We start from the raw sequence: 2576 nt of genomic DNA on the forward strand, positions 1-2576 counted from the left end.
TCGTAGGTGTAGGCCCAAGTCTCTTTCGTGCCGTCTTTTTTGAAGATTTCCGCTTTAACCAGTTGGTCGTGCAGATCGTAGAAATAGTTCTGCACTTCGCCGTCCGGCAGTTTGCGGTGGATCAGGTTGCCGGTATAGTCGTAGCCGTAGCAAAGGCTGACGACGGTGACTGTTTCTCCATTGGTTAGGCCGTCTGAAAGATTTTCAGACGGCCTTTTAAATTGTAAGAACAAAACCCGCGTGCATGCCTTTGGGCACACATACTACGTGCGGGCTACGGCTTGCTATTTTATCTAGGGTAGCTCAAAAATTTTATGAAATCATTTATTTCATCTTCATTAAAGCCATTTTCAAGATATTCTTTCTCATAAAAAATAAAATCTAATAAATATTTTCTTGAATAATCATCTAAATTATTTTTAATTTTCTCAACTTGCATAAAAAATTTATTGGGTTCTATTAATTTTGTTATTAGTACATTTAACTCAAAATCACAATTTTTGCTTAAAATATTTAGATTTTGAAAAATCAAATCAGCAATTTCCTGTTTTTGTAGGTCATTAAAGTTGAGTATAGATATTGCTCTCAGAAAATCAGAGATGCTTTGAACTACTATAAATTTATTATTAGATAATATATATTTAATAAATTTAAATTCATTCTCAGTAATTTCTATTTTATTTGGGAATATTTCTGATAATAAATACAATGCTCTACGTATATTTTTAGATGGTAGCGAATCTAGTAGTATAATTATTTGACTGAAATCTTCTTGTTCTAAAGAAGCTTCAATCATATTTTGTATATAAAAATCACTATTGCGCATAATTATCATGCTCCTATATCAATATTAAACTTCACATTGCTCCTACAAAACTTCCTCCTGCCACAAAAGCACCACATACTCCCGCCGTTGAATATATACAAACACTAACTAGCACAACAGTTCCAACAAGGGCGATTGCTGTTAAAGCATCATTATTAGTAGATGTTTTGTCTTCAGTGGAGCAATTAGTGCATTTTGTTACGGGAGAAGAAGGAGGTGGTGGTTTGTCGCAATCATTATCCACCCACTCTTTTTCGGCTTTAGCTAGTTTACTATACGCAGCATTCAGTAGCTTTACATGACCTCGGACAGTATCTCTAAGAGCTTCCCCTGGACCAATTCGCCACGGTAAATTATTTGGATTACTCTCAAGTGCGGGAATACGTTTTACGTATATTTCGTATTTAAGATTTTCTATTCTAGCTGCAATTGATGCACATTTCTGAGCATTATATAAACCAAAAATATCAACCCATCCCTGCACGTTCGGCGCAAATTGATAAAAATTGTTTCCACCCCACAGTCTAATCGGGTCTTGGTTGATAAACCGACCCACATCAGGCTCGTAATACCTAAAGAAATTGTAATGCAACCCCGTCTCACGGTCGGCATACTGGTTTTGCAGGCGGAAGGGTTGGTAAGCGCTATCCGTTACCTTGGTTTCCTCTTTCAGACGACCCCAGCCGGTATAGTTGCCAAACCAAACCAGGTTGCCTTCGTCATCGGTCATTTCACGCGGGATGCCGATTTGGTCGCAGTGGAAGTAGTGGATTTCCTGTTTGCTTTCGCCTTCGGCATTGGTGTGGTTGCGTACCTGCGCCAAGGGTTCGTAGGAATCCGGGTCGGTGTAGAGATAGGTATACCTGCCGTCCGGTTGGACTTCCTGCAAGAGGTGGCTGCCGTCCCAGACGAATCCGGTTTCTTCTTCGAGGCCGTCTGAAGCTTCTTCGTTTTTCAGACGGCCTTTGCCTATCCTTCTGCCCAAGGCATCGTAGGTGTAGGCCCAAGTTTCTTTCGTACCGTCTTTTTTGAAGATTTCGGCTTTAACCAGCTGGTCGTGCAGGTCGTAGAAATAGTTCTGTACTTCGCCGTTGGCCAGTTCGCGGTGGATCAGGTTGCCGAAGTGGTCGTAGTAATAGCTGCTGCCGTTGTAGGTTTTCAGGCGGTTGTCGGGGACGGTAGGGCTGTTGTTGTCGGACAGGATATTGTGCGCGGGGTCGAAGGCAAACCGTTCGTTTCCGGCTTTGGTAATCCGGCCCAGTTTGTCGTATTCGAAATGGGTCGTGCTCGTCCGTTGGTCGGTGCTGTGGGTCAGGTTGCCGGTGCGGTCGTAGCCGTAGCTGCGTTTGACGGCGGTTTGGCTATAACCCGCCGCTACTTTGGTTTTGCCTTTACCGCCTTCGGTCAGGTCGTTGAGGGTGGCGATTTGCCTTTTCAGACGGCCTAAGGGATCGAGTTCGTAACGGCTGGCGAGTTTACCCTGAGTGCGGTAGATTTCGCGGTGTAGCCGATCGCGTTCGATGTCGGAGATGACTTCGTCGTCGAGGCTGATTTGGTGCAGGTGGCCGCTGCCGTAATACAGATAGTTGATCTGTCTGCCGTCGGGCAGGACGGTGGCGGTACGGTTGCCGTTGAAGTCGTAGTGGTAGCGGACGGTTTCGGTAACGGGCAGGTACAGCATGTCGTACTGCGCATCGCGCCAGTCGGTTTCGGGCAATCCGTTTCGGGCGTTCTCTTCCTTAGTCGGTAC

At 44.6% G+C, this 2576-nt stretch carries 2 protein-coding genes and 1 pseudogene; all 3 read right to left on the reverse strand.

Features of this window, described 5'->3' with window-relative positions; genetic code table 11:
• Positions 1 to 233, reverse strand: a pseudogene (locus ACTHS3_RS11470) (RHS repeat protein); the annotation flags it as partial.
• A 56-nt stretch (positions 234 to 289) separates the two neighbouring features.
• Positions 290 to 826, reverse strand: coding sequence for a hypothetical protein (locus ACTHS3_RS11475; RefSeq protein ID WP_199900979.1), 537 nt, complete (start codon positions 824 to 826; stop codon positions 290 to 292).
• Between the two features lie 31 nt (positions 827 to 857).
• On the reverse strand, positions 858 to 2576 hold a 1719-nt coding region (locus ACTHS3_RS11480), incomplete at its 5' end, for an RHS repeat-associated core domain-containing protein (protein ID WP_440367990.1).

The sequence above is a fragment of the Neisseria sp. P0009.S007 genome, from assembly GCF_051962515.1.

Bases quoted from the DNA above. Each gene is read 5' to 3' on its own strand.
- ACTHS3_RS11475 (WP_199900979.1), bottom strand. From the start codon at position 826: ATGCGCAATAGTGATTTTTATATACAAAATATGATTGAAGCTTCTTTA.